This is a genomic window from Streptomyces mesophilus (assembly GCF_040300965.1).
Lineage (GTDB): Bacteria > Actinomycetota > Actinomycetes > Streptomycetales > Streptomycetaceae > Streptomyces > Streptomyces mesophilus_A.
This window is the reverse complement of record NZ_JBEPEW010000005.1, coordinates 1-25,600: the sequence shown is the minus strand read 5'-3', so window position 1 is coordinate 25,600 and position 25,600 is coordinate 1. Positions and strand designations below refer to the sequence as shown.

Here is a 25,600-nt window from a genome sequence, read left to right as displayed (position 1 = left end):
ATCCGATCCGAAAGGGATCGTCTGCAACGGAACTATCTGCTACGGTCTTTTCAACGACAGCGACCAAGTCGATGACCGGAGTGCGTCATGTCTTTCAACTCGCGTGTTTCCCAAGCTCTTTCAGCAAGGACGAAGCAGCTCTCGCTCGCCGTGGTGGCGACCGGGACGCTGATGATCGTGCTCGACGGCTCGATCGTGACGGTGGCGATGCCGGCCATACAGCACGATCTGGGCTTCACCCCGGCCGGGCTGAGCTGGGTGGTGAACGCGTATCTGATCGCCTTCGGCTCCCTCCTGCTGCTCGCCGGGCGGCTCGGCGATCTGCTCGGCCGCCGCCGGATGTTCCTGTACGGCACCGGGGTCTTCACCGCCGCCTCGCTCCTCGCCGGTGTGGCCACCTCCCCCGCGCTGCTCATAGCGGCCCGCTTCCTGCAGGGCGTGGGCAGCGCGATGGCCGCGGCGGTGAGCCTCGGCATTCTCATCACGCTGTTCACCGAGACACGTGAACGGGCCCGCGCGATCGCGGTGTTCAGCTTCACGGGAGCGGCCGGTGCGTCCATCGGCCAGGTGGTGGGCGGTGTGCTCACCGATGCCTTCACCTGGAACTGGATCTTCTTCATCAACCTCCCGATCGGCCTCGCCTCGCTCGTGGTCGCCGCCGCCGTGCTCCCCCGCGACCGCGGCCTGGGCTTCGCCGCCGGTGCCGACGTCCTCGGCGCGCTGCTTGTCACGGCCGGTCTGATGCTCGGCATCTACACGGTCATCGAGGTCGAGTCGTACGGCTGGGTCTCGGTCCACACACTCGGCCTCGGCGCCCTGTCCGTGCTCCTGCTGACTGCCTTCGCCGTACGTCAGACGAAGGCCCGCACCCCGCTCGTACCGCTGCGGATCTTCCGCTCCCGCCAGGTCACCGGCGCGAATCTCGTACAGATCCTGATGGTGGCGGCGCTGTTCTCCTTCCAGGTCCTGGTCGCGCTCTACCTCCAGCAGGTACGGGGATACGGCGCCGCCGAGACCGGCCTCGCGATGCTGCCCGCGGCCGTGGTGATCGGCGTGGTCTCCCTGGGCGTCTCGGCCCGCCTGAACACGCGCTTCGGTGAACGACGGGTGCTGCTCGCCGGGTTGACGCTCCTGATAGCCATGCTGGTGCTCCTCACCCGCCTTCCGGAGCGTGCGAACTACGCCGTGGACCTGCTCCCGGTGATGCTGCTCGCGGCCGGCTTCGGGCTCGCGCTGCCCGCGCTCACCTCGCTCGGCATGTCCGGAGCGAGCGAGTCCGACGCGGGTCTGGCGTCCGGAGTCTTCAACACGACCCAGCAGATAGGCATGGCGCTCGGGGTCGCGGTCCTGTCCACGCTCGCGGCCTCCCGCACCGATTCCCGCCTTGCGGAGGGCGCCTCCGAGGCTTCAGCCCTGACCAGCGGCTACCACCTGGCGTTCGCCATCGGGACGGGGCTGCTCGTGGCGGCGTTCGTGATCGCGTACGCCGTGCTGCGCAAGGCGGGCGCTCCGGCACCGTCCACGCCCCGCACCGCCCCGGTCCACGTCACGGTCTGAGGACTCCGCCCGCACCTCTTGCGCAGCACTCAGCACTTCTGACGCAGCACTCCGCGCTTCACTCCGAACTCACCAGGGAGATCACCATGACCGGCCGCCCCGCCACCGCCGCCACGTCCCGCGCATCCGCCACCACCGCCGAGTCTGTCACCACCCCGCCCCGCACATCCGCCACCGCCCCGCGCAAGCCCGCCTCCGGACCGGCGCCCCGGGTCCTCACCGATGACGAACTGTCCGGACTCCTCGGCTCGCAGCAGTTCTCCGTCCTGGCGACGGTGCGCCGCACCGGACACCCCCACCTGTCCACAGTTCTGCACCACTGGGATCCGCAGGAGAGAATCCTGCGGATCTCCACGACGGCCGACCGTCTCAAGGTCCGTCAGGTGCAGGCCGATCCGCACGCCGCGCTGCACGTCTCCGGCCCCGGCAACTGGTCGTTCGCGGTGGCCGAGGGCGAGGCCGAGGTCTCCGCCCCGACCACGGCCCCGGGCGACGCCGTGGGACGTGAACTCCTCTCCCTCACCCCGGGGTTCAGCGATCCGGCCGACGAACAGGGCTTCCTGGAACAACTGGTGGACGAGCGCCGCGTGGTGATCCGCCTACGGGTCTCGCGGCTGTACGGCACCTCGCTGGACATACCCGCGGAGGCCTGAGCCGCGGGCGGGCCCCGGTGAGCCACCGGCTCCGTACGACGAGCTGCGGCACGGACCCGGGTCAGTCCCCGGTTCCGGGCCGCGGCGCGTAGTACGCCGCGACACCCGGCTGGCCCGTGTAGTTGGGGCCGGCGTCCGGGTCGGCGCCCAGGTAGCGGAAGGGGAGTTCAACGGGCCGGCTCCCTCGGAGGGTGAGCCGGTGATGCCGGGCCGAGTAGGCGAAGCCGGCCTTCCGCAGCGCCGCCGGTACCGCACGTGAGGAGTCCCCACCGCCCCACATCCGCACCGTGGAGGGATCGAAATGCGCAACGAAGAGTCCGTCGGAGGTGAGCCAGGTGGCGATCCGCGCGAGCAGCCCGAGCCGGTCACCGATGTAGTGCAGCCCATGGACACAGGTGATGAGGTCGTAGCGACGCTGCGGAGCCCAGACGGTGAGATCGGCGGTGACGAGTTCGAGCCCCGCGGGCGAGGGGGCCTGCCGCATCGGTCCGACGAGATCCACCCCGGTGAACGTGCCGCCCTCCACTGCGCGGGCCGCCTCCCGCAGCGCCAGTCCTTCCCCGCTGCACAGGTCCAGCCAGGCGGAAGCCCTGCCTCGCGCGGCCAGGAACGTGCCGGGATCGAAGCCCAGTTCGCGTGCGTAGCTGTTCACCCCGGTCAGGACCCGCTCGCGGTTCATCGCGTTGTTGGCGACGACGGAGTGGCCCGCCAGCTGATCATCCTGCAGCAGGCGGTCGGGCAGGGGAGTCCGCTCGAGCACCACCCCATTCTCCGCCACGACATCTCGCTCCGGCACCCCTGATTCACTCGCGTAATTCACTGTTCACTCGCGTAATTCATTCGCGCCCGATCTCCGTGAACGGCACCCTCACCCCATGCAACGAACCGACCCGAAGGTGATCCGAGCCCACCACACCGACGAGACCGTCACCGTCTACCAGGCCTACTCCCCCGCGCTCGGGCTGCCCACGGCCCGCGACGGGCGGTTTCCCGCCGAGTGGAAGAGGGAGCGGATGACCTGGATCAAGCCGTCGTTCCTGTGGATGATGTACCGCTGCGGCTGGGGCACCAAGGAGGGGCAGGAGACGGTGCTCGCCGTGGAGATACGGCGGGACGGATTCGAGTGGGGGCTGGCCAACGCCTGTCTGTCGCACTATGTGCGCGGTCTGCACCCGGACCGGGCTTCCTGGCAGCGGGAATTGAAGCGGGCGCCGGCGCGCGTGCAGTGGGATCCCGAGCGCGACCTGCGACTGAAGGCCCTGCCGTACCGCTCGCTCCAGCTGGGTCTGTCGGGTGAGGCGGCGCGCCGGTACGCGGACGAGTGGATCGTCACCGTCCGCGACGTCACTGAAACGGCGCGGACGATCCACTCCCTCGTAAGGGAAGGGCGTCTGGACGCCGCGGCAGAGCTGCTGCCCGACGAGCCGGTCTACCCGGCGGGCGACGAGCTCCTCGCCCGGCTGCGGGCCTGAACCCGGGGGGATCCTCGCCTGGCTGCGGGACCGCGCTGGTGAGCGTGCGCGTGGGCGGCCAGTAGACTCGTCGCCCGTGGCGGACACCCAGTACGAAGACCTGTTGCGGTTGGCACTCACCAGCGGGACGGCGAAGGCCGACCGGACGGGCACAGGCACCCGAAGTATCTTCGGACACCAGCTGCGTTATGACCTCTCGCAGGGATTCCCGCTGGTCACCACCAAGAAGGTGCACCTCAAGTCCATCGTGTACGAGCTGCTGTGGTTCCTGCGCGGCGACTCGAACGTCGACTGGCTGCACGAGCACGGCGTCACCATCTGGGACGAGTGGGCCGACGCGAACGGCGAGCTCGGTCCGGTGTACGGCGTGCAGTGGCGCTCCTGGCCGGCCCCGGACGGCCGGCACATCGACCAGATCAGCGAGGTCCTCGCCACCCTGCGCAAGGACCCGGACTCCCGCCGGATGATCGTGTCCGCGTGGAACGTCGCCGAGCTGGACAAGATGGCGCTCGCTCCGTGCCACGCCTTCTTCCAGTTCTACGTCGCCGACGGCAAGCTCTCCTGCCAGCTCTACCAGCGCAGCGCGGACCTGTTCCTCGGCGTCCCGTTCAACATCGCCAGCTACGCCCTGCTCACGCACATGGTGGCGCAGCAGGTCGGCCTCGAGCCGGGCGACTTCGTGTGGACCGGCGGTGACTGCCACATCTACGACAACCACGTCGAGCAGGTGACCGAGCAGCTCTCGCGCACCCCGTACGAGTTCCCCCGGCTGCGGCTGCGTCAGGCCGACTCGCTCTTCGACTACGCCTACTCCGATGTGGAAGTGCTCGACTACCGGCACCACCCGGCCATCAAGGCCCCGGTGGCCGTGTGAACGTCGGGCTGATCTGGGCGCAGACCCCTGCCGGCGTGATCGGCGCGGACAACACGATTCCGTGGCGCGTGCCCGAGGACATGGCGCATTTCAAGGCGACCACCCACGGCCACCCGGTGGTGATGGGGCGCAGGACATGGGACTCGCTGCCGCCGCGGTTCCGTCCGCTGTCCGGCAGACGCAACATCGTCCTGACGCGCGATCCGCAGTGGGCGGCCGACGGTGCGGAGCGCGCCGGGTCCATCGCCGAGGCGCTGGACCTCGCGGCCGGATCGCCCGAGCCGGCCGCCCCAGCTGTGACCTGGGTGATCGGCGGCGGGGAGATCTACCGGGCCGCCTTGGAGTACGCCACGACGCTCTCGGTGACGGAGATCGACTCGACGGTGGACGGCGATGCCTACGCCCCGTCCTTGGACCCGACGTGGCAGGTCGCCGAGGACGCGGGCTGGCAGTCCTCCACGTCCGGGGTGCGCTACCGCATCCGCCGCTACACACGGTGACGACCGGCCCGCTTCACTGAGACCCGCCCGCGGTCCGCGACTGCGCTGAGACCCGGCCGCGCTCCCCCGAGCTCACTGAGAGCCCGCCGCGGTCTCCGAGCGGAAGCCGTGGCCCAGTTCAGGGCCGAGGCCGAAGTAGTGGCGGAAGTTGTAGAGCAGCGGGCTCCAGCGGGACGGGTCGATGTGCTCAGTGCCCGGCACGACGATCGAGGGTGCGGCGTGGACCCGTACGACCTCGCACTCGACGATCCGGAAGTGGTCGTCGGGACCGCCGGGCCGCAGGCTGCGCACCCTCGCCTCCAGATGCAGCGGGCACTCCGCCACCCGGGCGGGACGCACCGCCTGCGACGGCAGCCGGCTCAGACCGGCCGCACCGAACTTGTCGGGCTCGTGGCGGTAGACCGCGCGCTTGGCAGCGGGGACCGGGTGCGCGCCGGTGAGCGGAGCGAGCCGTTCCACCGAGGCCCACTGGTGCGGGGACGGAAGGCTGACGGCGAGTTCCGGACGGTCGGCGAGGTTGGCCGCGGTGCGGCTCTCGGCCCCGATACCCAGGACGAGGGTGTGGCCGAGGGCCCAGGCCGACGAGATCGGGGCGAGGTTGTCGGTACCGTCCGGGTTCTCGGTGGTCAGGAGGGCGACGGGGGTACCGAAGTACAGGATGGACGGGGAGATCCGCACATGGGAGCCGGACGAGGGGGAGATCGGCTGGTGAGAGGCAGACGAGGCGGATATCGGCTGGTGCGAGCCGGCCAAGGGGGATATCGGCTGGTGAGAGGCGGTGCGTTCCGCTGCGGTGGTCATGCGGGGAACGCTAGGGCGGGGATATTTCGGTGCCCGCCGAACCGACCGGCCGTCAGAATCGACCCATGACCGTCACCCCGGCCCTCACCTCGGCGCAGACCACCCCGACGCAGACCACCCCGACCGCGGCTCGGACCACGCCCGCCTCCGGACGGACCACGCCCGCACCCGTGCCGACCCCCCGGGTACAGACCACCCCCACCCCCGACAGCATCTCCGCCCCCGATCTCGCCTCGCTCGCGGGCCTGCTCGCCGACCGCACCCGCGCCTCGATCTGCCTGGCGCTGCTCGACGGACGCGCCTGGACCGCCACGGAGCTGGCACAGCACGCCGGGGTCGCCCGCTCCACGGTCACGGGTCATCTGCATCAGCTCGTCGCGGGCGGGCTCCTGGAGGAGGCGCGGCAGGGCCGGCATCGCTATGTGCGCCTGTCGGGGCCCGCCACCGCGGAGATGATCGAGTCGCTCGCCTCGCACGCCCCGCTGCGCACGACGCCGGTACGTTCCCTGCGCGACGCCAACCGTCGCCGCGCCCTCGCCCACGCCCGCTCCTGCTACGACCACCTCGCCGGCGCGGTCGCCGTGGCGATCACCGACGCCATGACCGAACGGGCGCTGCTCGCCTGGGACTACGGCCCGTCCCTCTCCGAGGACGGCAAGGCCTGGCTGCGGGACATGGGCATCGACGACCACCGCCCGCTCGGCTCGTGCCGCGCCCACATCCGCACCTGCCTCGACTGGACGGAACGCCGCCCGCATCTGGCCGGCGCGGTGGGCGCCGCACTGTTCCAGCGGGCGCTCGACGCCGGCTGGGTGACACGCCGCGGCACGACCCGCGGGGTAGAGCTGACCGACGCGGGCCGTGCCGTCTTCCGTACGCAACTGGGGCTCAGCGACGAGGTGTTGAGCCCGCCTCAGGGCTGAGCCGGAGCACTCAGACCGTCAGAACGATCTTCCCCCGGGTCCGCCCCTCCTGGCTGAGCCGCCAGGCCTCAGCGGCCTGCGCAAGCGGCAGCGCCTTGTCCACATGGACGGTGAGTTTGCCGGCGTCCGCGAGCTGCGCGAGCGCCGTGAGGTCCTCGGCCGACGGACGCACCCACACGTAGTGGCCACCGGCCTCAAGCGCGCCCTGACCGTCCGTGATCGACGCGACCCGGCCCGGCTGCCTGAGCAGCGGCAGCGACTGCGCGACAGCGCCCTCGCCCACGAAGTCGAGGGCGGCGTCGACGCCCTCGGGCGCCAACTCCCGTACCCGGTCGGCGAGTCCGTCGCCGTACGTGACCGGCTCGGCGCCCAGTTCCCGCAGATAGGCGTGGTTGCGCTCGCTGGCCGTGCCGATGACCTTGGCACCCAGCGCGACCGCGATCTGCACACCGATCGAGCCGACGCCGCCCGCCGCGGCATGGATCAGGACGGTCTCGCCCGCGTCCACCGCGAGCCGCTTGAGCGTCTGGTACGCGGTGAGCCCGGCCAGCGGCACCCCGGCCGCCTGCTCCCAGCTCAGCGCCGCGGGCTTCTTCGCGAGGGTGCGTACGGGCGCGGAGACCAGCTCCGCGTAGGTGCCGTTCTGCGCCCAGTCCTTGCGTACGTATCCGAAGACCTCGTCGCCGACGGCGAACTCGATCGCGTCGAGGCCCACCTGCTCCACGACACCGGCCACGTCCCACCCGGAGATCAACGGGAAGCGGACCTCCATGATCGGGTCGAGGTAGCCGGCGGCGAGCTTCCAGTCGACCGGGTTGACCGCGGCCGCCTTCACCCGGATCAGCACCTCTCCGGGAGCGACCTTGGGGTCGGGGAGGTCGACGAGGCGCAGGTCGTCGGGGGAACCGTACTTTTCGAGTGCAATGGCCTTCATGATGGTGGGCAACTCCATGGGAGAGCGGATCATTCCTGGACACGTCACCAGGCGGCGCACTGGATGATCACCAGGTGCATCGCCCGGGTGACGCCAAATTCGGATGCACAGGCCGCGGCCGCACGTTTGGATGAGCACGGCCGCCGAGTCCAGCATCCGCACACTCGTGGCACGCGGCCACTCGGCACGTGTTCCCCCTGGAGGTCGTCATCATCAAGCGCAGCATCGCCGCCGCCGGTCTGCTCAAGCCGCCCACGTATTCGCATGCGTCGATCGTCGAGGCCGGTACACGGCTGGCCTTCCTGGCGGGCTCCGTCCCGCTGGACGCCGACGGGGAGCTGGTCGGCGAGGGCGATCCGGTCCGCCAGACCGAGCAGGTGCTCGCCAACCTCGAGGCCCAACTGCGGGATATCGGCAGCGGTCTGTCCCAGGTCCTCTACACGGATGTGTACGTGGTGAGCGGCGATCCGGCCGTACTCGCGGACGTGTGGCGGGTGGTCGAGGCCTCGGGTCTGAGCACGGCCGAGGGCGGACCCCACTCGTCGACGCTGCTCGGGGTGGCGAGCCTCGGCTATCAGGGGCAGCTGGTCGAGATCACGGCGACGGCCGTGGTGCCCGAGTGACCCCGGTGCCGCGTAGTGGTGCCCGAGTGACCCCGGTGCCGCGTAGTGGTGCCCGAGTGACCCCGGTGCTGCGCCGGGCCTCGGCAGCGGATGCCGGGGCCCTGGCCGATGTCTGGCTGCGGTCGTATGCGGCGGCACTGCCGGGTGTGCGCCGCGCGCATACGGACTCCGAGGTACGGGACTGGTTCCGCCATGTCGTCGTGGAGCAGCACGAGACCTGGCTGGCCGCGGCGCAGGACGGGTCCGTGGCGGGGCTCCTGGTCCTGGACGGCCCGGAACTCGACCAGCTGTACCTGGCGCCCGAGTGGCGCGGCAGGGGCCTGGGCGACCAACTCGTCACCCTCGCCAAGTCCCGCCGCCCGACCGGTCTTTCGCTGTGGACCTTCCAGGTCAACGCTCCCGCCGGCCGCTTCTACGCGCGGCATGGCTTCGTGGAGTCGGAGCGGACGGACGGCTCACGCAACGAGGAGAAGGAACCGGATGTCCGTATGACGTGGACACCGTGACGTGGACACCGTGACGCGGGCGGTGCGGTAGGCCGGGGCGGGCGGCCGGCTCCCGCCCCGGGCGCGCTCGGCCGCCTACCGCAGCAGGAACTCCTCCGCGGCCCGCGCCCCCGCGTCACTGCGCCGCTGCACGGAGTGGCCCGCGCCGTCGATCACGGCCAGTTCGCCCGCCGGGGTCTTCAAGGCCAGTTCCTCGGCCCAGCGCAGGGGCGTGGACAGATCGCGGTCGCCCTGCAGCAACAGCACAGGCATCGTCAGCCTGTTGTGCGGCGGGGCCGGGTTGGGCGTGGACGGGGGCCAGGCCAGACAGGTCTGCGGGATGCCCTGTTCCCCGGCCGTCGACCGCTCGAACGGCCACGTGTACGCCGGCTTGATCCGCTGCACGGCCTTGCGCAGCGCCTGCTCTCGGCCCGCCATGGGGGCCGAGGCACCGCCCCACGGGAAGCGGGTGTCGGCGCACAGCGTCGCCGCGTGCAGACCTGAGCTGAACTCCTCCGGCGGTGTTCCGCTGGGGTCGTTGAAGCCGTCGATCAGACCGTTCAGGGCAGCGGTGTCGCCGCCCGCCGAGCGGTGGACGGCGTCCAGGATCTTGAAGTTCGGGTTGTTCAGCTTCGGGTCGATGATGCTCGCGACGACCAGCATGCCGAACACCTCCACCCCGTTGCCGTCCCGGCGCACCACCTGCGCCAGGTCCTTCGCCGGGTCGAACCCGCAGCTCTGCTCCTTGCACGCGGTGCGCAGCACGGCGCGGGCGTGGTGCAGCGAGTCCTCGTAGAGCGCGCCGGCCCCGTCGCTCGGCACCACCGAGTCGAGGACGAGCCGTGTGGTGCGCTTCGGGTGCGTGAGGCCGTACTGCGCCGCGGTGAACGTGCCGTACGAGACGCCGTCCAGGGTCATCGCCGGCACCTTCAGGGCCCGGCGCAGATCCTCGAAGTCGGCGACGGTGTCGGCCGTGCGGTAGAAGTTCCTTGTCGCGCCGAGGAGTTGGGCGCACTCCTCGACCGCCGCCCCGCTCGGCGCGGTGGTGTCGCTGCCGCCGACCTCCTTCTGCAGCGTCGGGCAGTCGATCGCCGTGCCGCCCGTACCGCGCTGGTCGATCATCACGAGCCGGTACTGCTTGACGACGTTCGGCAGCCTGGCTGCGAGCGACTGGTAGTACGTCACGCCCGGCTGCCCCGGGCCGCCGGTGAGCAGCAGCAGTACACCGCGCGGCGCGTCGGTGTTGTCCGCGGCCGCGACCTGCAGCTTCAGGGTGCCCGGCCGCTTGCCGGTGCGGTCGAGCGGCACCACGAGATCGGAGCAGGTGACGTCGGTGAGGCCGGGGCAGGGCCGCGGGTCGACAAGACGCGGGCCGCCGCGCGCCAACCCCTCCGCGGACGGCGCGGCGCCGGTGCAGGCCGCGATGGTGATGAGCGCGGCCGCGAGCAGGCCGGCGCGTCGGGTGAGTGCCATGAGCGTCCCCCGGGAAGGCGAAGTGGTCAGGGTCCGCCATTCTCGAAGGTGCCCGGCTCCGCGGCGTTGGACATTCATGCTCACTTCATCCCCGCGCCCGAACCCAGCCCCGCGCCCGAACCCGGGTCCGCACTCACACCCACACCCACACTCACACCCAGCAACTCCCGTACGACACTGGGCGGTTCACCGGTGTGCCGGCGCATCACCCGGGTCAGATGCGCCTGGTCGGCGAACTCGTACGCGGCCGAAAGGGCCCGCAGCCCGCCCCTGCCGTCCTCGATGTCCTGCAGGACGGCCCGGATCCGCAGCTCGTTGCGGTACCAGGTCAGCGTCCGCCCCGTCACGCGCCGGAACACCCGGCTCAGATGGTGCGGCGAGGCCCCGACCCGGGCGGCAAGCTCGTCGAGCGATCCCGTCAGGAACCCGGTGGCGAGCGCCGCGCACACATCGGCCACCAGGCGCTGATGCACCCGCCGCGCGGGCAGCGGTGGCGTGCCGTCATAGCCGCCGCACCCCGCGCTCGCGGCCACCTCGTCGAACAACTGGTGCAGGCGCTCGGCGAGTTCGAACCCGTCGGTGCCTCGGCGTACCGCCGCCATCAGCGCCCGGTGTCGCAGATCCGTCGGGCCCGTGATGACGAGCCTGCGCCGGCCCGCCGCCCCGTCGAAGTGCTCGGCGAAGGCATCCGCGCTGAGATGGATCTCGGTCGATCTGTCGCCGGTGCCGAGCGGATGCGCGCTGAACACCTCGTCGCCGATGTGCGTGACATAGCCGGCGGTCGCGTCCATCCACGACTCCTCGCCCTGCTGCCGCCACCGGTACGCCCCTGACCTGGAGAGCACGACGCTGTGCCCGGTCTTGTATCCGGGCCCGATGAACCCCTTGTGATCGGTACAGCATTCGGTGTCGACCACGTACACCCCGGGCAGCCGCAGCACGCACGCGCCGCGTCCGCCGCGCTCCCGCTCCGCCGCCGTCCACCCGCCGAACTCGCGTGAGCCCATGGGCTTCACCCCCCTGTGCCATGGTCCGCGCAGGGGGCGGGACAGGCGAGGTGGCGCGCAGTCACATTCTGGCGGCAGCCGCCTTGATGGCCTCGCGGATACGGACGTACGTACCGCAGCGGCAGACGTTGGCGATCTCGTCGATCTCCGCGTCCGTGGGCGTCGAGGTGCGCTCGAGCAGAGCGACCGCCGCCATGATCTGGCCCGGCTGGCAGAAGCCGCACTGCGCGACGTCCTGTGCGAGCCACGCCTCCTGTACGGGATGGAGCCGGTCGCCGTCCGCGAGGCCCTCGATGGTGGTGACGGAACGGCCCGCCACCGAAGCGACCGGTGTGACACAGGGGTTGAAGGCCTCACCGTCCAGATGGCTCGTACAGGCTTTGCACACATCGATCCCGCAGCCGTACTTGGGACCGCGGATGCCGAGCAGATCACGCAGCACCCACAGCAGCGGCAGGTCGTCGGGGGCGTCGACCGTCACGGTCTCGCCGTTCACGGTGAAGGTCTGGTCCGGCATGGCGGCGGCTCCTCGGCGCTACTTGTCTGTACGCGGGATCTTTGTCCGTACGCGCGATCTGCTGTTCGCGGGTTCAGCGGGGGAAGGGCTCGAAGTCGATGCTCGAGTCGACCGGGAAGCTCCGCGGCCGCCGCCCGGTGGCCCGGGCGTACGCATTGGCGATCGCGGCGACCGGCGCGGGCACGCCCAGCTCGCCGATGCCGCCGGGTTCGGCGTCGGGGCCGCCGTCGAGCACATGCACCTTCGCCTCGTTCGGGGAGTTGCGCTGGCGCGCGTAGTGGAACTGCGAGTAACTGCCCTCCAGGGGAAGGCCCTTGTCGAAGTGCAGCCCGGCCCGCAGGGTGGTGGCGATGGCGTCTGTGAGTCCGCCGAGCATCTGCGCCTCGATCCCGCGCGGGTTGACGGCCCGCCCCGCGTCCACCGCGATCACGGCCCGCATCACGCGGGGCGCCTTCGGGTCGGTGGCGTCGAGGTCGACGACGCAGGCGGTCCGTGACCTGTACTCCTCGTGGAAGGCGACGCCCTGCGCCCAGCCGTCGGGCAGCTCACGCCCCCAGCCGGCGGCCGCCTTGTCGAGCACCGCCCGCTGCGCGGCCGTCCTGAGCCGCGCCCGCCGGAAGGCCACCGGGTCCTGTCCGAGGCGCTCGGCGATCTCGTCGACGAACATCTCCTCGGCCGCCCGCCCCGTCCCCGAGAAGACACTGCGCCACGACCCGGTGTGCAGCTTCAGCGGCACCTCGGTCAGCGTCTGCCGCGTGGCGCCCATGTCGTACGGAGAGCGGACGGACAGCGCGAACATGGCCTGCGCGGTGGTCTCGCCGACCAGCGGAAGTCCGGTCAGGCCCGCGGTGATCGCGTCGCCGAACCCGTGCCGTACATCCATCGCGACCGAAGCCATCCGGTGCCGGAAGGACAGCAGCGCACCGCCCGCGTGGACCGCCCGGAGCTTGTGGTGCGTGGGCGGCCGCATCCGGCCGTGCCGCATGTCGTCGATGCGCGACCACATCAGCCGTACGGGACGGCGCACCGCCTTCGACACCTGGGCGGCCTCGATAGCCGCGTCGTGGAAGAGCCGCCGTCCGAAGGAGCCGCCGGCCTGCACCACATGGAAGTCGACCAGTGCGTCCGGCAGCCCGATCGCGTCGGCCACGGCTTTGCGGGCGGCGATGGGCGACTGCGCGGGAGCCCAGACGGTCGCGCGCGCGGCCCGCACATCGGCGACGGCGCAGTTGGTCTCCAGGGGCGCGTGGCTGACGGGCGCGAAGTCGAACTCCGCGTCCACGTACCGGCCGAGCAGCGGCGGGAGCCCCTGCGCCACGGCGCCCCGCAGCTTCGCGCGCAGCGAGTCGTCGGAGAGCTCGTCGACGGGCCCCGGCCCCCATTCGACGTCGAGTGCCTCCTTGCCGGCGAGCGCCTGCCCGAAGGTCTCGGCGACCACGGCGACCCCGGTCGGGATGGCGGTGACGGCGAGCACCCCCGGCATGGCCTCGACGGCGGTGGCGTTGCGGACCCGGCGTACGCTGCCGCGGATCGTGGGCGGCCGGCGCACCATCGCGGGCTTGGCGCCCGGGATGTCCAGGTCGAGCGTGTACTGCTGCCGGCCTGTGACCAGGGCTCTGGCGTCGATACGGGAGGTCGGGCTGCCGATGAGGCGGTGCTCGGCGCGTGGCTTGAGCGCGAGCGGCTGCTCGGCGGAGCGGTCGGTGCTCGCCTCGCGCGCCAGTTCGCCGTAGGCGACCGACCGTCCGTCGGCCAGGAACGCCCGGCCGTCCCGTGTGGTCACCTGGGCCTGCTCGGTCCCCCACCGCAGCGCCGCCGCCCAGGCCAGCCGCTGCCGGGCGGCCGCCGCGGCGGTGCGGACCGGGCGGTAGAGGGAGCGGATGGAGTTGGAGCTGCCGGTGAGCTGGTTGAACAGCAGCTCGGGCCTGGCCTTGTCGAGATGGACGCGGACCGTGTCGAGCGCCGTGTCCAGCTCCTCGGCGACCAGCATCGCCACCGCGGTCGTGAGCCCCTGCCCGACCTCTGCGCGCGGCAGCCAGAAGTCGACGGTGCCGTCCTCGGCGACCTTCAAGGTCAGCAGATGCGAGGTGGGCAGTGCGGCGAGGTTGAGCACATCGCCGAGGTCAGGCGGCTCCGGCAGGGGGACCGCGGCGGCGGTGCCCGGCGTATCGAGCTGGACGGCGACCGTGAGGGTGGGTGCGGCGACCAGGAAGGCGAGGAACCGACGGCGGTCGACTCCGGTGTGCTCGGCGTTCTCCGTCACGGCGAGGCTCCAGGCGAGGGGGCGTCGCGTGCCGGACCGCACGCGGCGGCTGACAGACTGTCAGTAAGCGGGCCCCCACGGAATGCCACGGCCGCGGTGTCGCCCACCTCTGCACAACTTCCGCCACACCGGACCACAGCCCCCGCCGGCGCCCATTAAGGTCGGGGCATGACTTCCGATGCCTCCGGACTCCCCGAGAGCGGCAGCGTACGGGTCGACGCCTGGATCTGGTCCGTACGGCTGCTCAAGACCCGCTCCGCCGCGGCCGCGGCCTGCCGCGCGGGCCATGTCCGGGTGAACGGTGAGCGTGCCAAGCCCGCACAGCCCGTGAAGGCGGGCGACGAGGTGCGGGTGCGGGCCGAGCACCGTGAGCGCGTCCTGATCGTCAAGAAGATCATCCGCAAGCGCGTGGGCGCCCCGGTGGCCGTCGAGTGCTACCAGGACAACAGCCCGCCGCCCCCGCCCCGCGAGGCCGTCGCACCGGCAGGCATCCGCGACCGCGGTGCGGGCCGCCCGACCAAGCGCGACCGCCGCGAAATGGAGCGCCTGCGCGGCGCGGCCGGCATGTGAGCACGGATTCCGCCTCGTCCGGCGCATGAGCACGCAGGCACCCGTCTCCGGGCATGCCGCGGGCCCGGCCCACCGGATGTATCCGGCGGACCGGGCCGCGTAGGCCACCGGGCATCACACCCGGCGCCGCACCGCCTTGATGAGGCGCACCGTCTGATCCCGCTGCGCTCGCGCGACGAGGACCAGCGGCACGATGAGGATCACCGGCGTGTACCAGAACTCCCCGTCCAGGAAGGCGAGCGAGAAGCCGCACGCCCCGATCATCAGGCCGACGAAGGCGATCGAGGCGACACCGGACAGGACGGGGATCAACAGGGCGATTCCACCGGCCAGTTCGAGCCCGCCGATGGCGTACATGAACCAGTCCCCGAACCCGATCTTGTCGAACACCTCGGTCGCCGACGCGTGCGCGGTCAGCTTCGGGAACGCGCTGGCGACGGCGAAGAACAGCCCGAGCACGATCCGCAGCGTGTGCAGCGCGACAGTGGCGCTCCGGCTGCGCTGCAGGGCGACGGGGGTGGCGACGGCGGCGGACGTGGGGAGAGTGGCCTCGGACATGAGCTGCTCCTTGTGACGCGGGGGCGGGCGCTTGGTTGCGCTGTCACAGGGATAGACCGGGGGTACGGCCCCAACTCATCGGTCCCGCGCCGCTTTTCCCGTACGAGATGCGCGGAGCCCACTCGTACGCCAAGCACAACACCCACCCCCGTCAGACCAGTTCGCGCCCCTGCGTGCTGTCCACGTGCTCCGGCAGCTCCCCCTCGAACCGGTCCCCCGTCGACACCGTCCCCGACGGTTCGAACATCAGGATCGATCCGCCGGACGAGGACGGCTTGTGCTCGGTGCCGCGCGGCACCACGAAGACATCTCCCTTGCGCAGAGCGACCGTTGACTCCACGCCGTCCGCATCGCGCAGCGCGATGTCGAAGCGGCCGTCGAGGACGAGGAAGAACTCGTCGGTGTGCTCGTGGACGTGCCAGACATGCTCGCCTTCGGTGTGGGCGATCCGGACGTCGTAGTCGTTCATCCGCGCCACGATCCGAGGACTGTAGACGTCCTGGAACGACGCGAGCGCTTCGGTCAGATTCACGGGTGCGGCGGGCTTCGCCGGTCGGTTCTCCATGCGCCCAGCTTCGCGCCGCGACCTGTCCGGCGTCTTGTACGGAGCTGACGCGACGACCGGCTCAGCGGGGGTTGCCGTGATCCGGTTCGTACGGCGGGACATCGGGGCCGGGCTGATAGTGCGGCCCCTGCCGGATGTGCCGCAGCACCAGGGCCAGGTCCACCGTGACGACCAGCCACAGCACACCGCAGGCCACGGCCCAGCCCGTACGGCCCGCGAGGGCGAACGCGACCGTGCCGGCGATCGCCCACACCACGCCCCACAGGCTCAGCCAGAAGCGCATCCGCAGCGGACTGCGCGCGGTCGTCGGCTCACTGCCTGTACGCATCGCGGCTCACCTCCCAGTGCGGTCCGCTCCTTCCAGGATGCACCCGCCGAAGCCTGTTAGACACGCGAAAGATGCACGACCATAATCGTTAGCCATGGGAAAGACTTATGAACGCATAGACGGCCGCCTGCGCGGATTCATCGAGCAGCAGCCCATGTTCTTCACCGCCACGGCACCGCTGTCCGGCGACGGAACGGTCAACCTCTCCCCCAAGGGCCTCAAGGGCTCCTTCGCCGTACTGGACGAAGTCACCGTGGCGTATCTGGACTTCGCGGGCAGCAACGCGGAGACCGTCGCTCACCTGCGGGAGAACGGCCGCATCACCCTGATGTGGTGTGCCTTCCAGGGACCGCCGAGCATCGTCCGGGTGCACGGCCGGGGCGAGCCCGTCTTCCGCGACGACCCTCGTTTCGACGGACTCCTGGCGCACTTCCCCGGTATCGACGTCACCGCGCACGGACTGCGCGCCATCATCGTCGTGACCGCCGACCTCGTCCGCGACACGTGCGGCTATGCGGTGCCGTTCATGGCGTACGAGGAGGACCGGGAGCTGCACGGGCAGTTCTTCGCGCGCAAGGACGACGAGGCGCTCAGCGAGTACTTCGCCCGCAAGGACGACATCGCCACCAGCATCGACGGCCTGCCCGGGCTGCCCCTGCCGCTGCCGCCCCGCGGCGCCTGAACAGCGCCCTGTGGACCCGGGGTTCGGGGCGCCGCGTTAATCGCTTGCCCGGCGGCGGCGATCGTGGATGCAATGTCGGGCATGGTCACCCAGGTGCGCGCCGCGCGGCGCGACGAGTCCCCCGTACGCATCGGCGTCCTCGCCCCGCTGACCAGGCCGGGCTGGGCGGAGGCGGGCCGACATCTGCTCGCCGGAATGGAGTTGGCCGTCCGCGCGACCAACGGGGAGGGCGGGATCGGCGGACGACCGCTCGAACTGGCCGTACGGGACACCGCCGCCGATCCGCAGCGCGCCGCGGCGGCCGTCGAGGAGCTGGCCGGCCTGGGCGTGGCCGCGTTGGCGGGCGAGTATCACAGCGTCGTCGCCCGTACCGCCGCCACCAGGGCCGATGCGCTCGGCGTGCCCTTCCTCTGCTCGTCGGCCGTCCTGGACGCCCTGACCGAGGAGCCGACGTCCTGGGTCGCCCGGATCGCTCCGGCGCAGTCCCTGGGCTGGCGTCTCTTCGCGGACCATCTGCTCGACGCCGGCCACCGCCGTATCGCCGTCGCCACGCAGCCGAGCGTCTACTGGCAGACCGGCACGCGCATCCTGCGCGATCACCTCGCACCGCACGGCGGCACCGTCGTCGAGCTGGACGCGCAGAAGCCCGAGGCCGTGTGCGACGCACTCGTCGAGCACGGTGCGACCGCGCTGCTGCTGCTGGCGGGCCACCCGGAGCCGGCCGTGCCGCTCGTACGAGCCGTGCGCGGCGACAAGCGCCTGACCGAGGTGCTGATCGGCGCTCCGGCCGGCCAGCCGGAGTTCGCCGAGTGGGCACAGCTGCTCGGCGAGGACGGGGCCGCGGTCCCGTTCCTGCGCTATCTGCCGGAGCGGATGACCGCGCTGGGCGGCCGGGCCGAGCTGTCCCTGCGCGAACAGCTGGGCGCAGCGCCCTCGTTCGTCGCCTTCGAGGGCTACGACACGATCGCGGTCCTCACCGAGCTGCTCCGCTCGGGCGAGGGGACCGTCGCGGCCGATGCCTGGCCGGGCGCCGACGTCGAAGGCACCCGTGGGCGCATCCGGTTCTCCCGTACGGCGGATATCGGCGTCTGGCAGTGGGCTTGGCCGCCCGTCCAGGTCGTCGACCGCGATCCGGCGGCGCCCGGCCGCTTCCGGATCCTGCGCAGCTCCCCGTGAGCCCCTATCCGGCCTCGTCGAAGCGCGCCGCCGCCAGGTACTCGGGCTGCGGATCGAGCGCCGCGGCGAGGCGGAAGTGCCGTTTGGCGGGGCCGGGCCGGCTCATCCGCTCGTAGGTGCGGGCCAGGGCGAAGTGGGCGAAGGCGTTGTCCGGCTCGCGCTCGAGGACGATGGAGAACTCCAGCTCCGCGGCGCGCAGTTGGGCCGCGGCGAAGAAGGCACGGGCGCGCAGCAGACGGGCCGCCGTATGTTCGGGGTGCGCCTCGATCACCGCGTCGAGCAGCTTGATCGCACCGCGCGGGTCGCGTGCGTCGAGCAGCTGCTCGGCGGCACGGAAGTCGATGACGTCCGTCTCCGGGGTCCGCCCACGTCCATGGTCCTGAGGCACGCCCTCATCCTTCCGCTTGCCGATCACCTTCAACGCCCGTCGCTCCAGCGCTATTCCACCGCTGTTGCATCCGCGGATCCGCACGCCGTTCCGTCACAGCCTGCCGGAGTCCTAAGGCTGCCCCGGCATCCCACGCCCCATACGCGATGGGGCTCAGCCCAGCGTGAGGGCGAGCACCGCGCCGAGGACCACGAGGGCCGCACCCGCCGCGATGAATATCTGGTCCAGGCGTACCCGCTCGCTGCCGATGACGACGGTGTCGCGCGGGTCGGCGGGGTCGTAGGCGAGCCGGACCTCCGTGCCCGCCGTCAGCGGCCGACGCTTGTTCGGCGGCACCGGCGAGGGCAGCTCCATGACGCGTCCGTCGAGCGTCTCGAACTGCAGGAGCGGCCGGTCCGCGCCCTGCGGCGGCGGCTTGACCAGCGCGGTCACGGCTTCGCCCGCGGCGGATATGCGCCGGGTCTGCCGCAGCCCGTAGGCGCCCGCGAGCAGCGCCACCAGACCGCCGAACGAGGTGAGCGCGGCGAACACGACCACGTCTGCTCCTGTCAGCCTCGCGCCGCGCGGGTCCGCAGCTCGTCCCAGACCGCACGGACCTGGGGCTCGAGAGCCTCGAGCGGCCCGTCGTTGTTGATCACGAGGTCGGCGATCCCGAGACGTTTCTCGCGGGTGGCCTGCGCGGCCATCCGCGCCCGTGCGTCGTCCTCGGTCATACCCCGCAGCCGTACGAGACGGTCCAGCTGGGTCTCGGGCGAGGCGTCCACGACGATCACCAGGTCGTAGAGCGGTGCGAGGGAGTTCTCGGCGAGCAGGGGGACGTCATGGACGACCACCGCGTCCTCGGCGGCCGCCCGTTCCAGCTCGGCCGAGCGTGCGCCGACCAGCGGGTGCACGATCTTGTTGAGCTGCGCGAGACGCTCGGGGTCGGCGAAGACGATGGAACCGAGCCGGGGCCGGTCCAGCGTCCCGTCCGGCGCGAGGATCTCCTCGCCGAAGGCCTCGACGACGGCCTCGAGCCCGGGAGTTCCGGGCGCGACCACCTCGCGGGCGATCTGATCGGCGTCCACGATCACGGCCCCGTACGAGTCGAGCAGCCGCGAAACCGCACTCTTGCCGGCACCGATCCCGCCGGTCAGACCCACCTTCAGCATGAGCGGAAGCTTAGGCCCTGCGTTCACTGTGTGCCCAGGGCCCCTCGGGACGCATACGGAACCCCTACTTCTCCCCGCCCCGGTGGGCTACTTGTCCCCGTCCCGGTGGGCTACTTGTCCCCGTCCCGGTGGGCTACTTGTCCCCGTCCCGGTCCGCCAGGAACTGCTCCAGCTCCCGCCCGATCTCGTCCGCGGACGGGATCTCCACGGGCTCGGCGAGCATGTTGCCGCGGGTCTCGGCACCTGCCGCCGCGTCGTACTGGTGCTCGAGGCCCTGGACCATGGAGACGAGCTCCTCGTCGCCCTCCTGGATCTGGCGCTCGATCTCGTTCTGCGTGCGGTGCGCCTGGGTGCGCAGGGCGTGCGCGATGGCGGGCAGCACGAGGCCCGTTGCCGAAGTGATCGACTCCAGGACGGTCAGTGCGGCGTCGGGGTACGCGGAACGCGCGATGTAGTGCGGCACGTGGGCGGCGACACCGAGCACGTCGTATCCGGCCTGGATCAGCCGGTACTCGACGAGCGCCGCCGCGCTGCCGGGCACCTGCGCCTCGTCGAACGGGCTGCGGTGCCCGGGTACGAGGTCGGTGCGGTTGCCGTGCGGGGTCAGGCCCACGGGGCGGGTGTGCGGGACGCCCATCGGGATGCCGTGGAAGTTCACCGCGAGCCGTACGCCGAGCCGCTCGACGACCTCGCCGACGGCCTGCGCGAACAGCTCCCACTCGACGTCCGGCTCGGGTCCGGACAGGACCAGGAACGGCGCACCGGTGGCGTCCTGGAGGAGGCGCACCTCGATGGCCGGCTCCTCGTAGTCCACCCACTGGTCGCGCTGGAAGGTGAGCAGCGGACGGCGGGCGCGGTAGTCCACGAGCCGGTCGTGGTCGAAGCGCGCCACGACCTGGCCGGGCAGCGCCTCGAAGAGTTCGTCGACGATCTGCTCGCCGGTCTCGCCCGCGTCGATGTAGCCGTCGAAGTGGTAGAGCATCACAAGTCCGGCCGAGTCCTGCGCCAGCGCCATGTCGGCCACGGCGAGACCCTTGGGATCCCATTCGTACAAACTCTGCGCGTCAACCACAGTGACCGTTCCTCCTCGTGTTCGTACGCAAGAACGCCCACGACCGGCATGGCATTCCCGTTCGGGAAACGGTCAGTTGCCCCGTAAGGCCATACATGCCCAGCCCGCAACGCATCGAGACCCCGCCTCCCTTTCGGGAAACGGGGCCTCGATGTCGTTCAACTACCGCCTAGGCGGCTGCGATCAGCTCTGGCCGCCGGCCAGCTTCTCGCGGAGCGCGGCAAGCGCCTCGTCCGAGGCGAGCGCACCGGAGTTGTCCGCACCCTCGGAGGAGTACGAACCGCCGCCGCCACCCTGGCCACCGGCGGCCGGAGCCGCGCCGGCCGGAGCCGCCGCACCCTCGGCCTCGGCCTGGGCGTCGGCCTCGCGGGACTTGATGACCTGAGCCTGGTGCTGCTCGAAGCGCTGCTGCGCCTCGGCGTACTGGGTCTCCCAGGCCTCGCGCTGGGTCTCGAAGCCCTCGAGCCAGTCGTTGGTCTCGGGGTCGAAGCCCTCGGGGTAGATGTAGTTGCCCTGGTCGTCGTAGGACGCGGCCATGCCGTACAGGGTCGGGTCGAACTCGACCGACGCCGGGTCGGCACCGAAGGACTCGTTGGCCTGCTTGAGGCTCAGCGAGATCCGGCGACGCTCGAGGTCGATGTCGATGACCTTGACGAAGATCTCGTCGTTGACCTGGACGACCTGCTCCGGGATCTCCACGTGGCGCTCGGCCAGCTCGGAGATGTGGACCAGACCCTCGATGCCCTCGTCGACGCGCACGAACGCACCGAACGGAACGAGCTTCGTGACCTTACCCGGGACGACCTGACCGATCTGGTGCGTACGGGCGAACTGCTGCCACGGGTCTTCCTGCGTCGCCTTGAGCGACAGGGAGACGCGCTCGCGGTCCATGTCGACGTCGAGGACCTCGACGGTGACTTCCTGGCCGACCTCGACAACCTCGGAGGGGTGGTCGATGTGCTTCCAGGAGAGCTCGGAGACGTGGACGAGACCGTCGACGCCACCCAGGTCCACGAAGGCACCGAAGTTGACGATCGAGGAGACGACGCCGGAGCGGACCTGACCCTTCTGCAGGGTGGTGAGGAACGTCTGGCGCACCTCGGACTGGGTCTGCTCGAGCCAGGCGCGGCGGGACAGGACCACGTTGTTGCGGTTCTTGTCCAGCTCGATGATCTTCGCCTCGAGCTCCTTGCCCACGTAGGGCTGAAGGTCGCGGACGCGGCGCATCTCGACGAGGGAGGCCGGCAGGAAGCCACGGAGGCCGATGTCGAGGATGAGACCACCCTTGACGACCTCGATGACGGTACCGGTGACGATGCCGTCCTCTTCCTTGATCTTCTCGATGGTGCCCCAGGCGCGCTCGTACTGGGCACGCTTCTTCGAGAGGATCAGGCGGCCTTCCTTGTCCTCCTTCTGGAGAACAAGGGCTTCGATCTCGTCACCGACGGCGACGACCTCGTTGGGGTCGACGTCGTGCTTGATCGAGAGCTCGCGGCTCGGGATGACACCTTCGGTCTTGTAACCGATGTCGAGGAGAACCTCGTCCCGGTCAACCTTGACGATGACGCCGTCGACGATGTCACCATCGTTGAAGTACTTGATCGTCTCGTCGATAGCGGCGAGGAAAGCTTCCTCGTTACCGATGTCGTTGACCGCAACCTGCGGCGTGGTGGCGGTGGTCTCGGTGCTGCTCGTCATGTGGGAAAGGGCTCCGGTACGGACATTGAAGTCGTAGGTACTGCTACGCCGGGAGCCCGTTTCGCTCTGCAGAAGCCGGACAGCCTAGGAAGCGCCTAACCGGAAGGACTCCGAGGCGCCTCGACAACCGAGGGGACATACAACAGACGCGAGCGCAGCCTGCTCTGTCCGAGGCACGCAGGCTCGCAGCGCAACTTGTAGCATACGGGGGCTGCCGGGCAGGGTCAATGCGCGAAGGCGCACACCCGGGGCGGATCGCCGCATACCCGGCACAAGAACTGTCGCACGAGGCCACCAGGACAGCTCTGGTCCCGGTGGTCCGCACCTTACGACGCGGGAGCCCACCATCCAAGAGTCAGCAGCAGACGCTTCCGTATACGACTCCGTACACGACGAGACCGTGGCCACCCGACGGGACGCGGGCATCGCCGAGAGCAGCCGTGCCAGCCGCGGCTGGTGGGACCGGAACGCGGACGAGTACCAGAGCGACCACGGGTCCTTCCTCGGGGACGACCGCTTCGTCTGGGGTCCCGAGGGCCTCGACGAGGCAGAGGCCCGGCTGCTCGGGCCCGCCTCGTCCCTGAAGGGGGCCGCGGTCCTGGAGATCGGGGCGGGCGCCGCACAGTGCGCGCGCTGGCTGGCCGCGCAGGGTGCGCGGCCGGTGGCGCTCGACCTCTCGCACCGCCAGCTGCAGCACGCGCTGCGCATCGGCGCCGAGGGGGTGGGCCTGGTGGAGGCGGACGCGGGCGCGCTGCCGTTCGCGGACGGCTCCTTCGACCTCGCCTGCTCCGCGTACGGCGCTCTCCCCTTTGTCGCGGACCCCGTCCTCGTGCTGCGCGAGGTGCGCCGGGTGCTGCGCCCGGGCGGCCGTTTCGTCTTCTCCGTCACGCACCCGATCCGCTGGGCGTTCCCGGACGAGCCCGGGCCCGAGGGGCTCTCCGTCTCGGGCTCGTACTTCGACCGCACGCCGTATGTGGAACAGGACGAGCACGGTCGCGCGGTGTACGTCGAGCACCACCGGACGGTGGGCGATCGTGTACGGGACGTGGTCGCGGGCGGTTTCCGGCTCGTGAACCTGGTCGAGCCGGAGTGGCCGGACTGGAACACCCAGGAGTGGGGCGGCTGGTCCCCGCTGCGGGGCTCGCTTCTTCCGGGTACGGCGATCTTCGTCTGCGTCAGGAGCGACGAATAGGAGCTCCTGGATACCCCGGGCTACGTCACCCTCAAGACCTCGCGCCCCCGGCAGTCCGAGCCAAACCGAGCGCGTACTCGGGCCACCACTCCCCCGCCGGCGGCGCTCCCCGGCAGGCTCCGTCGGAGTCGCCGGGGTGCTTGACCCACAGGAACGCGTCGATACGGGGATGGCCCGTCGCGGTCGTCGGAGTACGGCCGAGCGTGCGGCCCGGCGGATTGCACCAGGGTTCGCTGATGCCCGGGGGCGGCGGTCCGCTGCCGTTGCGGCTCGTGTCCATCACGAAGTGCTTGCCGCCGAGGAGTTCACCGAGCGTCTCTCCGTACGTGATGACCTCGGCGTCGGCGCGGAAGTTGGACACGTTGAGCGCGAAGCCGTCGGCGTCGGCCACGCCGGAGCGCATCAGCGCCGGGACCATCCGCCAGGGGTTGGGCACCCAGGCCGGGTGGCCCGCGTCGAGATAGACCTTTGTACGGGGCTGGCGCTTCAGCCGGTCGATCGCCTTGTCGAGCAGGTCGAAGCGCTCGTCGTGGAAGCGGGCCGGGGTGCAGCCGTCGAGCAGGTGCGGGACGGCGTCGGGTTCGAGGATCACGAGTGCTCTCGCCCGGCCGATGGCGGCGGCGAAGCGGTCGATCCAGCGCAGATACGCCGGCCCGTTCTCGGCCCCGCCCGCGGAGTACTGGCCGCAGTCGCGGTGCGGGATGCGGTAGGCGACGAGCAGGACGGTGCGGCCCTTCGCCTGCCGGACCGCGCGCTCGATGCCGAAGGCGGGGTCGGCGTCGGCGAGCCAGGTGGGGGTGGGCTGGTCGGCGATGCGGCGCAGGACGCGGGCGTCTTCGGTCCGCCCGGCTTTCCGCCAGGTCTCCGCCTGGCGGGCGGCGTCGCTGCCCGGGTCCACCCAGAAGGGGTGGGGTTCACGTTCCGCGGGCGCGGCTTCGGCTGCGGTCGCGGTGAGCAGCGCCGCGAGCAGGGCGGCGGCGAGGGTGCGCTGGAGCATGCATTTCTTTCCCCCACCCCGCCCCTTCCCGAAACCGGGGCCCGCCCCGGCCCCCCACCCACCCGCACCCCCACCCACTCGCACCCGGGACACTGGACGCGTGACCCGCACCGCCGCAGCCCTCGCCCAGCTCCCCGTCAGCAGCGCGCTGCCCGACCTCCGGGCAGCCCTGGACGAGCGCGGCACCGCAGTCCTCTGCGCCCCGCCGGGCACGGGCAAGACCACCCTCGTACCGCTGGCCCTCGCGGGCCTCCTGGGCGAGGGCGAACCCCGCCGCGTCCTCGTCGCCGAGCCGAGGCGGATCGCCGCACGAGCCGCAGCCAGGCGCATGGCCTGGCTGCTGGACGAAAGCGTGGGCGACCGCGTCGGCTTCACCGTGCGCGGCGAACGGAACGTCGGACGCGGCACCCGCGTCGAGGTGGTCACCACCGGTGTCCTGCTCCAACGCCTGCAGCGCGACCAGGAGTTGAGCGGCGTGGACCTGGTCGTCCTCGACGAGTGCCACGAGCGGCACCTCGACGCCGATACGGTCGCGGCCTTCCTCCTCGACGTACGGGAGGCCCTCCGCCCCGAGCTCCAGCTGATCGCCGCCTCCGCCACCACCGACGCCGAGGGCTGGGCCCGCCTCCTCGGCGCGGCAGCGGACGCGGACGCCCCGGTCGTCGAGGCGCAGGGCACGGCCCATCCCGTGGAGGTCGTCTGGGCGCCGCCGCCCCGCGCCGTGCGCCCGCCGCACGGCATGCGCGTCGACCCCGCGCTGCTCACCCATGTCGCGGGCACGGTCCGCCGCGCCCTCGCCGAGCAAAGCGGTGACGTGCTGTGCTTCCTGCCCGGCGTAGGTGAAATCGCCCGGGTCGCGGGGCAGTTGGGTGAGCTCGGTGACGTGGACGTGCTCCAGGTGCACGGCCGCGCACCCGCCGCCGTGCAGGACGCCGTGCTCGCCCCGGGCGAGCGGCGCCGGGTCGTGCTGGCGACCTCCGTGGCCGAGTCGTCCCTGACCGTTCCCGGCGTACGCACCGTCGTCGACTCCGGGCTCGCGCGCGAGCCGCGTACCGACCACGCACGGGGGCTGAGCGCGCTCACGACCGTACGGGCTTCGCAGGCCGCGGGACGCCAGCGGGCCGGCCGGGCCGGACGCGAG

General features: G+C 71.3%; 29 protein-coding genes. 13 read left to right on the top strand and 16 right to left on the bottom strand.

Translation table 11 applies throughout. The annotated features are described in order from the left end of the window. Positions 1-87: 87 nt before the first annotated feature. Positions 88-1,557 carry an MFS transporter gene (locus tag ABT367_RS03300; protein WP_352249057.1) on the top strand — a complete coding sequence of 490 codons (1,470 nt, stop codon included), beginning with the start codon at positions 88-90 and terminating at the stop codon, positions 1,555-1,557. An 86-nt stretch (positions 1,558-1,643) separates the two neighbouring features. Continuing rightward, entirely contained in the window at positions 1,644-2,210 is a 567-nt protein-coding gene (locus tag ABT367_RS03295; protein WP_352249055.1) for a pyridoxamine 5'-phosphate oxidase family protein, read from the top strand. 61 nt (positions 2,211-2,271) lie between these two features. On the opposite strand, the gene ABT367_RS03290 is transcribed toward ABT367_RS03295, so the two are convergent. Beyond that, complete coding sequence (locus tag ABT367_RS03290) at positions 2,272-2,988, bottom strand: class I SAM-dependent methyltransferase (protein ID WP_352249053.1); 717 nt, start codon at positions 2,986-2,988, stop codon at positions 2,272-2,274. Positions 2,989-3,085: 97 nt separating this feature from the next. Between ABT367_RS03290 and ABT367_RS03285 the strand changes: the two genes are divergently transcribed. The 3 genes from ABT367_RS03285 to ABT367_RS03275 all read left to right on the top strand — a co-directional run bounded on the left by ABT367_RS03285 (position 3,086) and on the right by ABT367_RS03275 (position 5,056). Further along, positions 3,086-3,682 carry a DUF4291 domain-containing protein gene (locus ABT367_RS03285; RefSeq protein WP_352249051.1) on the top strand — a complete coding sequence of 199 codons (597 nt, stop codon included), beginning with the start codon at positions 3,086-3,088 and terminating at the stop codon, positions 3,680-3,682. A gap of 76 nt (positions 3,683-3,758) precedes the next feature. Then, positions 3,759-4,556, top strand: a complete 798-nt coding sequence (locus ABT367_RS03280; protein WP_352249049.1) for a thymidylate synthase — start codon at positions 3,759-3,761, stop codon at positions 4,554-4,556. Then, on the top strand, positions 4,553-5,056 hold the full coding sequence (locus ABT367_RS03275; protein ID WP_352249047.1) for a dihydrofolate reductase: 504 nt from the start codon (positions 4,553-4,555) through the stop codon (positions 5,054-5,056). Before ABT367_RS03280 ends, ABT367_RS03275 begins: the two co-directional genes overlap by 4 nt. 72 nt (positions 5,057-5,128) lie before the next feature. On the opposite strand, the gene ABT367_RS03270 is transcribed toward ABT367_RS03275, so the two are convergent. Beyond that, positions 5,129-5,857 (bottom strand): flavin reductase family protein, encoded by a 729-nt coding sequence (locus tag ABT367_RS03270; protein WP_352249045.1) that lies wholly within the window; start codon positions 5,855-5,857, stop codon positions 5,129-5,131. 65 nt (positions 5,858-5,922) lie between these two features. Between ABT367_RS03270 and ABT367_RS03265 the strand changes: the two genes are divergently transcribed. After that, positions 5,923-6,780, top strand: coding sequence for an ArsR/SmtB family transcription factor (locus tag ABT367_RS03265; RefSeq protein WP_352249043.1), 858 nt, complete (start codon positions 5,923-5,925; stop codon positions 6,778-6,780). Positions 6,781-6,790: 10 nt separating this feature from the next. Here the strand turns inward: ABT367_RS03265 and ABT367_RS03260 are convergent, their stop codons facing one another. Continuing rightward, on the bottom strand, positions 6,791-7,714 hold the full coding sequence (locus tag ABT367_RS03260; RefSeq protein ID WP_352249041.1) for an NADP-dependent oxidoreductase: 924 nt from the start codon (positions 7,712-7,714) through the stop codon (positions 6,791-6,793). Positions 7,715-7,902: 188 nt separating this feature from the next. Between ABT367_RS03260 and ABT367_RS03255 the strand changes: the two genes are divergently transcribed. Both ABT367_RS03255 and ABT367_RS03250 read left to right on the top strand, forming a co-directional pair. Next, entirely contained in the window at positions 7,903-8,337 is a 435-nt protein-coding gene (locus tag ABT367_RS03255; RefSeq protein ID WP_434975390.1) for a RidA family protein, read from the top strand. Positions 8,338-8,393: 56 nt separating this feature from the next. Continuing rightward, the gene (locus tag ABT367_RS03250) at positions 8,394-8,843 is read left to right on the top strand and encodes a GNAT family N-acetyltransferase (RefSeq protein WP_352249039.1); all 450 of its coding nucleotides are present in this window, start codon (positions 8,394-8,396) and stop codon (positions 8,841-8,843) included. Between the two features lie 75 nt (positions 8,844-8,918). Here the strand turns inward: ABT367_RS03250 and ABT367_RS03245 are convergent, their stop codons facing one another. The 4 genes from ABT367_RS03245 to ABT367_RS03230 form a co-directional block, all read right to left on the bottom strand. Then, entirely contained in the window at positions 8,919-10,295 is a 1,377-nt protein-coding gene (locus tag ABT367_RS03245; RefSeq protein WP_352249037.1) for an alpha/beta hydrolase, read from the bottom strand. A gap of 80 nt (positions 10,296-10,375) precedes the next feature. Beyond that, positions 10,376-11,302 carry a helix-turn-helix domain-containing protein gene (locus ABT367_RS03240; RefSeq protein ID WP_352249035.1) on the bottom strand — a complete coding sequence of 309 codons (927 nt, stop codon included), beginning with the start codon at positions 11,300-11,302 and terminating at the stop codon, positions 10,376-10,378. 61 nt (positions 11,303-11,363) lie between these two features. Then, on the bottom strand, positions 11,364-11,819 hold the full coding sequence (locus ABT367_RS03235; protein ID WP_352249033.1) for a (2Fe-2S)-binding protein: 456 nt from the start codon (positions 11,817-11,819) through the stop codon (positions 11,364-11,366). A gap of 73 nt (positions 11,820-11,892) precedes the next feature. Then, positions 11,893-14,082, bottom strand: a complete 2,190-nt coding sequence (locus tag ABT367_RS03230; RefSeq protein ID WP_352249031.1) for a xanthine dehydrogenase family protein molybdopterin-binding subunit — start codon at positions 14,080-14,082, stop codon at positions 11,893-11,895. 168 nt (positions 14,083-14,250) lie between these two features. Here ABT367_RS03230 and ABT367_RS03225 point away from each other — a divergent pair, with 168 nt between their 5' ends. Further along, positions 14,251-14,652, top strand: a complete 402-nt coding sequence (locus tag ABT367_RS03225; RefSeq protein ID WP_434975389.1) for an RNA-binding S4 domain-containing protein — start codon at positions 14,251-14,253, stop codon at positions 14,650-14,652. Between the two features lie 114 nt (positions 14,653-14,766). Here ABT367_RS03225 and ABT367_RS03220 read toward each other — a convergent pair whose 3' ends face one another. From ABT367_RS03220 to ABT367_RS03210, 3 genes are all read right to left on the bottom strand, one after another. Continuing rightward, positions 14,767-15,210 (bottom strand): DoxX family protein, encoded by a 444-nt coding sequence (locus ABT367_RS03220; RefSeq protein ID WP_352249029.1) that lies wholly within the window; start codon positions 15,208-15,210, stop codon positions 14,767-14,769. A 151-nt stretch (positions 15,211-15,361) separates the two neighbouring features. Beyond that, positions 15,362-15,775 (bottom strand): cupin domain-containing protein, encoded by a 414-nt coding sequence (locus ABT367_RS03215; RefSeq protein ID WP_352249027.1) that lies wholly within the window; start codon positions 15,773-15,775, stop codon positions 15,362-15,364. Positions 15,776-15,836: 61 nt separating this feature from the next. After that, positions 15,837-16,103 (bottom strand): DUF6343 family protein, encoded by a 267-nt coding sequence (locus ABT367_RS03210; protein WP_352249025.1) that lies wholly within the window; start codon positions 16,101-16,103, stop codon positions 15,837-15,839. A 94-nt stretch (positions 16,104-16,197) separates the two neighbouring features. On the opposite strand from ABT367_RS03210, the gene ABT367_RS03205 reads away from it, so the two are divergent. Next, positions 16,198-16,785, top strand: a complete 588-nt coding sequence (locus ABT367_RS03205) for a pyridoxamine 5'-phosphate oxidase family protein (protein WP_352249023.1) — start codon at positions 16,198-16,200, stop codon at positions 16,783-16,785. A gap of 72 nt (positions 16,786-16,857) precedes the next feature. Further along, entirely contained in the window at positions 16,858-17,961 is a 1,104-nt protein-coding gene (locus ABT367_RS03200) for an ABC transporter substrate-binding protein (protein ID WP_352249021.1), read from the top strand. Positions 17,962-17,965: 4 nt separating this feature from the next. Here the strand turns inward: ABT367_RS03200 and ABT367_RS03195 are convergent, their stop codons facing one another. From ABT367_RS03195 to rpsA, 5 genes are all read right to left on the bottom strand, one after another. After that, positions 17,966-18,349 carry a tetratricopeptide repeat protein gene (locus tag ABT367_RS03195; protein ID WP_352249019.1) on the bottom strand — a complete coding sequence of 128 codons (384 nt, stop codon included), beginning with the start codon at positions 18,347-18,349 and terminating at the stop codon, positions 17,966-17,968. A 153-nt stretch (positions 18,350-18,502) separates the two neighbouring features. Then, positions 18,503-18,886 carry a DUF3592 domain-containing protein gene (locus tag ABT367_RS03190; RefSeq protein WP_352249018.1) on the bottom strand — a complete coding sequence of 128 codons (384 nt, stop codon included), beginning with the start codon at positions 18,884-18,886 and terminating at the stop codon, positions 18,503-18,505. An 11-nt stretch (positions 18,887-18,897) separates the two neighbouring features. Further along, positions 18,898-19,500 (bottom strand): dephospho-CoA kinase, encoded by a 603-nt coding sequence (coaE, locus tag ABT367_RS03185; protein ID WP_352249016.1) that lies wholly within the window; start codon positions 19,498-19,500, stop codon positions 18,898-18,900. A 133-nt stretch (positions 19,501-19,633) separates the two neighbouring features. Next, the gene (locus tag ABT367_RS03180) at positions 19,634-20,572 is read right to left on the bottom strand and encodes a PAC2 family protein (RefSeq protein WP_352249014.1); all 939 of its coding nucleotides are present in this window, start codon (positions 20,570-20,572) and stop codon (positions 19,634-19,636) included. Between the two features lie 183 nt (positions 20,573-20,755). Beyond that, positions 20,756-22,270, bottom strand: a complete 1,515-nt coding sequence (rpsA, locus tag ABT367_RS03175; protein WP_352249012.1) for a 30S ribosomal protein S1 — start codon at positions 22,268-22,270, stop codon at positions 20,756-20,758. Positions 22,271-22,616: 346 nt separating this feature from the next. On the opposite strand from rpsA, the gene ABT367_RS03170 reads away from it, so the two are divergent. Continuing rightward, a complete protein-coding gene (locus tag ABT367_RS03170; RefSeq protein ID WP_434975392.1) occupies positions 22,617-23,462 on the top strand; it encodes a class I SAM-dependent methyltransferase in 846 nt (281 codons plus the stop codon). A gap of 31 nt (positions 23,463-23,493) precedes the next feature. Here ABT367_RS03170 and ABT367_RS03165 read toward each other — a convergent pair whose 3' ends face one another. Next, entirely contained in the window at positions 23,494-24,459 is a 966-nt protein-coding gene (locus tag ABT367_RS03165) for a glycoside hydrolase family 6 protein (protein ID WP_352249008.1), read from the bottom strand. A gap of 100 nt (positions 24,460-24,559) precedes the next feature. Between ABT367_RS03165 and ABT367_RS03160 the strand changes: the two genes are divergently transcribed. Beyond that, positions 24,560-25,600 (top strand): DEAD/DEAH box helicase (locus tag ABT367_RS03160; protein WP_352249006.1); only part of this gene is annotated, 1,041 nt, incomplete at its 3' end.

Coding starts and splice junctions, on each gene's coding strand:
- ABT367_RS03300 (WP_352249057.1), top strand. CDS start 88: ATGTCTTTCAACTCGCGTGTTTCCCAAGCTCTTTCAGCAAGGACGAAG.
- ABT367_RS03295 (WP_352249055.1), top strand. CDS start 1,644: ATGACCGGCCGCCCCGCCACCGCCGCCACGTCCCGCGCATCCGCCACC.
- ABT367_RS03285 (WP_352249051.1), top strand. CDS start 3,086: ATGCAACGAACCGACCCGAAGGTGATCCGAGCCCACCACACCGACGAG.
- ABT367_RS03270 (WP_352249045.1), bottom strand. CDS start 5,857: ATGACCACCGCAGCGGAACGCACCGCCTCTCACCAGCCGATATCCCCC.
- ABT367_RS03265 (WP_352249043.1), top strand. CDS start 5,923: ATGACCGTCACCCCGGCCCTCACCTCGGCGCAGACCACCCCGACGCAG.
- ABT367_RS03260 (WP_352249041.1), bottom strand. CDS start 7,714: ATGAAGGCCATTGCACTCGAAAAGTACGGTTCCCCCGACGACCTGCGC.
- ABT367_RS03245 (WP_352249037.1), bottom strand. CDS start 10,295: ATGGCACTCACCCGACGCGCCGGCCTGCTCGCGGCCGCGCTCATCACC.
- ABT367_RS03240 (WP_352249035.1), bottom strand. CDS start 11,302: ATGGGCTCACGCGAGTTCGGCGGGTGGACGGCGGCGGAGCGGGAGCGC.
- ABT367_RS03235 (WP_352249033.1), bottom strand. CDS start 11,819: ATGCCGGACCAGACCTTCACCGTGAACGGCGAGACCGTGACGGTCGAC.
- ABT367_RS03225 (WP_434975389.1), top strand. CDS start 14,251: ATGACTTCCGATGCCTCCGGACTCCCCGAGAGCGGCAGCGTACGGGTC.
- ABT367_RS03220 (WP_352249029.1), bottom strand. CDS start 15,210: ATGTCCGAGGCCACTCTCCCCACGTCCGCCGCCGTCGCCACCCCCGTC.
- ABT367_RS03215 (WP_352249027.1), bottom strand. CDS start 15,775: ATGGAGAACCGACCGGCGAAGCCCGCCGCACCCGTGAATCTGACCGAA.
- ABT367_RS03210 (WP_352249025.1), bottom strand. CDS start 16,103: ATGCGTACAGGCAGTGAGCCGACGACCGCGCGCAGTCCGCTGCGGATG.
- ABT367_RS03205 (WP_352249023.1), top strand. CDS start 16,198: ATGGGAAAGACTTATGAACGCATAGACGGCCGCCTGCGCGGATTCATC.
- ABT367_RS03200 (WP_352249021.1), top strand. CDS start 16,858: ATGTCGGGCATGGTCACCCAGGTGCGCGCCGCGCGGCGCGACGAGTCC.
- coaE (WP_352249016.1), bottom strand. CDS start 19,500: ATGCTGAAGGTGGGTCTGACCGGCGGGATCGGTGCCGGCAAGAGTGCG.
- rpsA (WP_352249012.1), bottom strand. CDS start 22,270: ATGACGAGCAGCACCGAGACCACCGCCACCACGCCGCAGGTTGCGGTC.
- ABT367_RS03165 (WP_352249008.1), bottom strand. CDS start 24,459: ATGCTCCAGCGCACCCTCGCCGCCGCCCTGCTCGCGGCGCTGCTCACC.